General features: G+C 67.4%; 4 protein-coding genes and 1 pseudogene. 4 read left to right on the forward strand and 1 reads right to left on the reverse strand.

All coding sequences use genetic code 11. From position 1 onward, the window contains the following. Positions 1-867 precede the first annotated feature (867 nt). Together ADL25_RS52090 and ADL25_RS50275 are read left to right on the forward strand one after the other, a co-directional pair. Positions 868-1,347 (forward strand): annotated as a pseudogene (locus ADL25_RS52090) (DUF4158 domain-containing protein); the annotation flags it as partial. A 150-nt stretch (positions 1,348-1,497) separates the two neighbouring features. After that, positions 1,498-2,079 carry a dihydrofolate reductase family protein gene (locus tag ADL25_RS50275; protein WP_059126376.1) on the forward strand — a complete coding sequence of 194 codons (582 nt, stop codon included), beginning with the start codon at positions 1,498-1,500 and terminating at the stop codon, positions 2,077-2,079. Positions 2,080-2,907: 828 nt separating this feature from the next. On the opposite strand, the gene ADL25_RS04895 is transcribed toward ADL25_RS50275, so the two are convergent. Further along, a complete protein-coding gene (locus tag ADL25_RS04895; protein WP_147318086.1) occupies positions 2,908-3,315 on the reverse strand; it encodes a hypothetical protein in 408 nt (135 codons plus the stop codon). 460 nt (positions 3,316-3,775) lie between these two features. Here ADL25_RS04895 and ADL25_RS04900 point away from each other — a divergent pair, with 460 nt between their 5' ends. Continuing rightward, positions 3,776-5,185, forward strand: a complete 1,410-nt coding sequence (locus ADL25_RS04900) for a hypothetical protein (RefSeq protein WP_159044883.1) — start codon at positions 3,776-3,778, stop codon at positions 5,183-5,185. Between the two features lie 299 nt (positions 5,186-5,484). Further along, positions 5,485-5,709, forward strand: coding sequence for a hypothetical protein (locus ADL25_RS04905; protein WP_199839104.1), 225 nt, complete (start codon positions 5,485-5,487; stop codon positions 5,707-5,709). The last annotated feature ends 575 nt before the right edge of the window (positions 5,710-6,284 follow it).

Here is a 6,284-nt window from a genome sequence, read left to right on the forward strand (position 1 = left end):
GTCCGGAGGCCCTGGACGGTAGCCGAACCCCACACAGAAACGCAAACCCCCCATACCCGACAAGCGTTCAAAAACGCACAACCGTTCACTCCGCACACCACCCCAACCCTCCAACCACCACCGCCAACACACCCTCGACAAACCCCACCCACCCCGACCGACGAGACATCAAATACCCATGCCAGCACAGAGATTGCCCCGGCCCCCGACCACCCGGCCCCGGACCCAGCACCCGCCCCGGGCACACAGCAGCACGGCCGCCACCCACCCACCAGAACGGCAAAAGACCCGCACACCGACCACCCAAAGACCCGAACCCCTGCATGATCAGCGGCAGTTGACTCATGCGGCAGACGAAGGAGCAATCAGACGTGACAGCGCACAGACCTCACCGAACAGCCATCCACACCGCACCCACACGCCCACCCCACCAGGACCTCCCCAGCACGACCCAGCTCGCACACCGACAAGCAGAATCGCGAGCAGCCCGTGTGTCCACGCAAGGCGAGTTCACCCCAACTCAGGCGCCAGCCCCCGGGACAACTCCCCTCCACCGATCGACAGACACCCCGCAAACCAGAACTCAACCAGCGCCTACGGCGTCGACTCCGCCGCCCACCGAGCCGCCGCCCAGACCCGGACACGCAAACCTCGCCGTCCTGCCGTGCGGCATGGACCGCCCACCCGCACGACCACGCCCAGCGGTCCTGGTCCCGGACCCCGCTGCCGCTCGCGCTGCTCCGAGACCACCAACCGACCTCCCGCGCCCGGCCCTTCGTGGCCGGGCGCGGGCCTGTGAGAGGACCGAGTGCCATGCCTGAGCACGTCGACTTCTTCGCGGCCGTCGTCACCGCCCACCCCGACGACCTGGTGGACGATCCGCTGGACGTGCCGTGGTCGGTGGTCGAGCACCTGGCCGTGCAGCTGGGGATCGACGACCCATCGATGGCGAAGCGGTACGCCGAGCGCCGGCAGACCGCGTACGACCACGCCTGGGAGATCCGGGACGCCTACGGCTACCACCAGTTCGAGGACCACGAGTGGGGCCGGAAGTTCCGCACGTTCCTGCACGGGCGTGGACGCACGCCGAGGGGCCGGTGGCGCTGTTCGACCAGGCGGTCGGGTGGCTGCGGCGCCACCGGGTGCGGCTGCCGGGCGTCTTGGTGCTGGCCAAGCAGGTCGCCGCGGTGCGCAGGTCGCGGAGAACCGGTTGCACGCCACCGTGGCCAAGGCGGCCCGGCGTGTGGACGGCGCGCTGCCCGGGGACCTGGTGACGCTGCTCGACGTCCCGGAGGGCGACGGATCTCGGAGCTGGAGCGGCTGCGCCGGCCGCCGACATACACGACCGACCCGGTACGTCGAAGTCCGGCGGCGGTTCCTGTGCGAACATCCCGGCCACGTGCTGGACGGCTGGCCGCTGCCGGCCGATTGATTTCTTACAAGAGCGACAGCTCACGACACGCTAATTTGGGGCACCCCAAAGCAGAGGAGAGCGCCGTGGGCAAGGTGGTCATGTACAGCTCGGTGTCGGTGGACGGCTTCGTCGCGGACGAGAATGACCAGCCCGGACCGCTGTTCGACTGGTTGTCCAGCGGTGACGTCCCGCTGGACGAGAGCGGCGAGGTGAAGGTGTCTCAGACGTCCTACGACTACACCCGGCCGTACTGGGACCAGATCGGGGCGACAATCGTCGGCCGCCACGTCTTCGACATGACCGACGGCTGGGACGGGAAGCCGCCGGGCGGGATCGACCACGTGGTCGTGGTGACACACCGGCCGGAGCCCGAGGGCTGGGACACCGAGGCGCCGTTTCACTTCGTCGACGGCGTCGAGGCAGCCGTGGCCAAGGCACAGGAGCTTACGGGTGACCGCATCGTCGAGGTCGCCGCCGGCGACGTCGGTGGCCAGGTGCTTGCCGCGGGCCTGATCGACGAGGTGCGCATGGACGTCGTACCCGTCGTGTTCGGGTCCGGCAAGCGCTACTTCGGGTCGGTCCACGCGCAGCACCTGTTGGAGGACCCTGACGTGGTGATTCAGGGCAACCGGGTGCTTCACCTCCGCTATCGGGTGCGCCGTTGACCGATCCGAGCGGGTACACCAAGAAGTCCACTGCGAACGATGACATAAGATCGGGCCTCCGGCTGCGTTTACGCATCTCTGCCCCTGGTCGGGCAGCCGACGCCGATCCGCCCCAGCACCTCACCTGCGGCAAGTTCACCTCAAGAGCACTGGTTGCCGGTTTCCGTCGGGTCTTGACCGACCCACGGCCGTCGCGAATTCACCCAGGCGCCGTTGCCTCGGCTCACTCCCTCAGCCAAGCCTGACCTGGTGGCTTACGGGCGAAACTAGCTAGGTTGCCATCACCTCACTCGATGCCCACAAGGGAGCGGCAGGACGAACGGGCCAGGACCGCGCGGACCGACTAATCTGCGGCTTCTGGCCCTAGGCGTGGCCCCGAGCCGAGCGGAGCTCATCCTCGGGTCCGGGCATCCGGGTGGATGGCGCGGTGACGACCGCGCGTTCGCACAGGGCTACGAGGCGGTCTCCACGACAGCCGCGCCGTACAAGTACACGGGCATGACCCGCCTCACCACCGATCGCGTCTCCCGATGCAGGCGCTGAGCCGCCCGAAGACGACAGTCCTCGGGGCCGCGGCCGCCGGAGTCACCCTCCACCGCGATCTACCAGCGGCGCCGATGCGACGACGAGTTTCTCTCAGGCCATGGACGAGACCTGCGCCGCTCAGGAAGGCAGCCCCGTGTGATCTTGGCGTGCCAGTGCCGTTGGGCCCGGTGGCGCGCCCGATCGTCCCCCGCCTGTGGCTGGTTGCGCCCGCTCGAGGGGTCCCGTGACGACAGGAGCCCCGCGCACCCCTCTGTGGGGGTGGGCGGGGTCTTTTGCTTCGCGTCAGGTCGCGGCGTCGCACCCGCGGTAGCCAGTGCTCTTGTCGTAAAGGCAGGTGTGGATCTTGTAGCCCGGCGGGTCAGCGTGGAACCCGGTGTTCGTCTGACCTTCGCCCCAGATCTCGTAGAGGTAGCTGACGAGCTCGAAGGATCCGCCGTTCTTGCTGCGGTACACGCCCATCTGACAGTCGTCACCCCAGGTCACAACCAGCCCTTGGACCTTGTAGGTACTGCCGCTGCCGGTGTAGTTCTCCCAGATCTTGCACTGGCCGTTCGGGCTGACCAGGCTCGATCCGGGAAGGTAGGTACCGCTCGCGGCTGATGCGCTCGCTGGGCTCGACCCGAGCGACAAAGTGACTGCTGCCGCGGCTCCCACGATGGCTACCACTGTCCTGCGAGGTGCTTTGCGCATGTAGACCCCTGATTCCTGTGATGTAGGTCGCGAGGGCTCGCTTTTGACGCAGCCGCCGCCGTCGCATCACCGTGAATCCGTGGACCGAGGCGGTCCAGAGGATGCGGGCAACTGAGCACATCGCGGGATATCCCGCTCCCCGACCTGCGACAACGTGAACCTCCATGACACGGCGGTGGGACGGCCCGAGGGGCACGCGCCCGGACCGCGCGCCGACTAGTGTCCGCTCGAGCCGCCCCATTCAGCTTCTTCGCCAGCCTCGACGGGAAGCTGGCCCGTGCTGCTGCGGAGGACCCCACGGTCACCGGCAGCGACAAGGTCGACGGCTGCACCCTCCCCAGGCGCACGACTGGCCACCCATCCCGCAGACCCTCCCTGATTGCCGCACCGATCTGCCGTGGCGTCCGAGAAATTCGGCATGCACCTCCATCGGGGGGTGCTGATCGTTCATCCTGTGAGGATGGTGATTGACAGGCGGCACCGTGAAGAGCTCCAGGCACGGGACCAGGAGAACAGGCGTCGTCTACAAGCCCTGTTCAACGATCCCGATCACGCGGCACGTGTGCTGGGAGAGGCGACGGCGAGGGACGACACGCCAGGCTCCATTTCCAGCATCGTGCTGGACCATGCCACCGTCGATCACGCCCTGCGGTACTTCAGCGGGGCGCGCTGGGAGGACCCGCGGATCCGGCTGCCCACGCGCCCGCGGCTCACGCTGCAGGCGGTAGCGGAGTACGTAAACGCGGCCATTCTCTACGAGAACGTGCTGACGGGTCCGGAAGGATGGGCGACTACGTACGGAGACCCGCTGCTGCGCACGGCGAAAGAACTCACCCAGGACGCCGGCAAGAGGCTGTCCTCGGAGGAGGTGTTCGCCGTCCTAGCGCTGGCCAAGGCGACGGCACTGGAGACCGCGGGCCCACAGGGAATGATCGACAGCCTCCGCACTCTGCTGGGAGTCCCGCTGCGGGAGGAGCAGGTCCTTGAGCACCTGCGCGCGATCGACCCGGAGCTGGCACATGTGTCGCCGCACCACCTGGTCGAACTCGTGAATGACGAAGAGTATTACCGTGGCGAGTCCATGACCGGCACGCTCCTGAGAAGCCAATCCGCACTCGGCGCGATCGACGAGACCGACGGCGATGGATTCTGGTCGGAGATGGACTACTACTGGACGGTGGGGAGCGTGAGCCGTAGCGCACACCCCGAACTCTTCGCCGCCCACCTGATTTACCGGACTCGCGTCTACGTGCTCCTGGCCGACTTGCTGGGCTGCCCATACGGAGCGGACGCGTTGAGGACTGGCCTTGCCCGTCCCCGCCCACGCCACGCTTTCGCCGAGCGGGTGGCAGCACTCGTGGACGACGCGGAACGCGACCGCGACAAGCAGATCAACGAACTCCTCACCTACGAGGCATTCGAGGTCCGCATTCCTCTCGTCCTCAAACACGTCCTCAGCCGTGCCGGCAAACCCAGCGAAGTCCTGCCCATCACCCTCGAAATCCGGGACAGCAGGCCCGCCCGGCGATACCGCGAGTACTGCTCCCGCGTGGACGCCGCCATCGCCGAGGGCAACCGTGACGACGTCGCCCGCGCCTGCGCCGAACTCTCCTCGTACGGCGTGCGCTTCGAAGGCGAACTGGTCGGCCGGCACCCCACAATGGAGCCGGCAGTCCAAACGGCCAAGGACCTGGTCAGTATTGGCTCTCCCTTGCTCGGCGCTCTCATCCCAGGACTCACTTTCGCCGCGGGACAGGTCGGCAACTGGCGCAGACGACGGAGATTCGCCTTCCTCGAAAAGCTCACCAGCACCCCGCGTAACCTCAACGCGGTCGAGCACGAGTTCGCTCACCTCTGGCCCCGCTTGTAAGGCCAGCACCTCTCTGGGCCCTTGACCGGCCCAGACAACGCCCTCGAGCCCAAGTGAAGTCGCCGACATACCAAAAGCTCACGCCCGACCCGGGCTGCCCCGGTCAGCGCCCCTCGAGAACAGGCCGCTGGCGCACCGAACTAGCGCAGGAGTCTTCGCCGAGCCCGAAGTGGCCGAAGCACTCAACCGGCTCACGGTGCTGAACCGGACTACCCACGAAGACGTCCTGGGCGTCCACCTGCCGGCCGGGCGCATTGCCTCCCCTGCAGATTTCCGCCTCGTCTGACAGCTGCGGCTGGGTGCGGATGCGCCTGTACTGCCACGCCGACGACCCCGAGCCCGGCATCGGCGACCACGGAGAACGCCATCTCATTCAGCTCTGGCCCGCCCCCCAGACGCCGCCCGTCCACCTTGACATCAGCGAGGCAGACCATCAGGCCCGCGCCGAGTACGCCACGGACATGGCCGCACCAGTCGAGGACCACACCACGACGTACACACACGGGCGCCGGCCAACAGACTGAACGTCTGAGCTGACGATGACGCCACACCGCTTACTGAGCCCTTTTCAACCTCAGCAGGGCTGGTGACGCGGCTCGCCCTGGTTGAGCTGTGGGAACCGCTGTCGTTCGGAGCGACCCTTGACGCGCCGGACGGGGACGTGGGGGTCGGCGCCGGCGAGGGCAGGCCGTCGACGGCGGCTTTGCAGAGGGAGGGAGAGCTCCCGGATGCGCTCGGCGAGCCAGCTGCCACGGCCCGCCGGACTACTGCCGGCCGCTGATGACACAGACATGCCGCGAGCGCCGGATCGAGCAGGAGGCGAGACGCCTCGCCGTCTGATCGATCCGGCGCGGTCGTATCTCAGCCCTGCGAGAACGAGAACTTCTCCCAATCCCCGACGGAGGCCGAGCGCGCCCGCAGCATGCCATAGCCGGTACCCGTGTAGGCCAACTCAGCACTCACGTACTGGCCGTTGACGAGAGACTTGATGGTGCAGTAGCTAGTAGTGCTTGGTCAGGTCCGTATCGGTGTGGGTATGTCGCGGTGGCAGGTGGGGCAGGCGCCGGTCCAGAGGGCGAGGTGTGTTTGTAGCTCGCGG

It is taken from the genome of Streptomyces sp. NRRL F-5122 (assembly GCF_001507435.1).
In the GTDB taxonomy this organism is placed as follows: domain Bacteria; phylum Actinomycetota; class Actinomycetes; order Streptomycetales; family Streptomycetaceae; genus Streptomyces; species Streptomyces lannensis.